General features: G+C 72.5%; 1 protein-coding gene. It reads left to right on the top strand.

Annotated elements, in window-relative coordinates:
* Nucleotides 1–358, top strand: a 358-nt coding sequence (locus LPA54_RS41625) for a sigma-70 family RNA polymerase sigma factor (RefSeq protein WP_228985549.1), incomplete at its 5' end; no start/stop codon positions are given.
* Nucleotides 359–389 lie beyond the last annotated feature (31 nt).

Genomic DNA, 389 nt, shown 5'->3' with positions numbered 1-389 from the left:
CTACGTCCGGCGCTCCCTGGTCAACAACAACATCAGCCGGACCCGCAGACGCCGGGTCACGCACCTGCTGATGCCGTTCCTGCCGGAGCGGGTGCACCAGTCCGACCAGGGCCACGCCGAGTCCGTCGAGTCCCGCGCCGCGATCACCGAGGCGCTCGGCTCGCTGTCCACCCGGCAGCGCACGGTGCTGGTGCTGCGGTACTGGGAGGACCTGCCGGAGGCCGCCGTCGCCGAGGTGCTCAACTGCTCGCTCGGCACGGTCAAGACGCATGCGCGGCGCGGTCTCGAGGCCCTGCGCTCCCATCCCGCGTTCGCCGCCGCCGAGCGCCCGCACCCTCTTCCCGGAGCCCGCCCATGAACCACCTCGACCCGGAAGCAGAACCGGACGC

Origin of the sequence: Streptomyces sp. DH12, from assembly GCF_020873895.1 — a bacterium.
Classification (GTDB): Bacteria; Actinomycetota; Actinomycetes; order Streptomycetales; family Streptomycetaceae; genus Streptomyces.
Note: the sequence above shows the minus strand (reverse complement) of the source record. Positions and strands in the feature narration are given on the sequence as shown.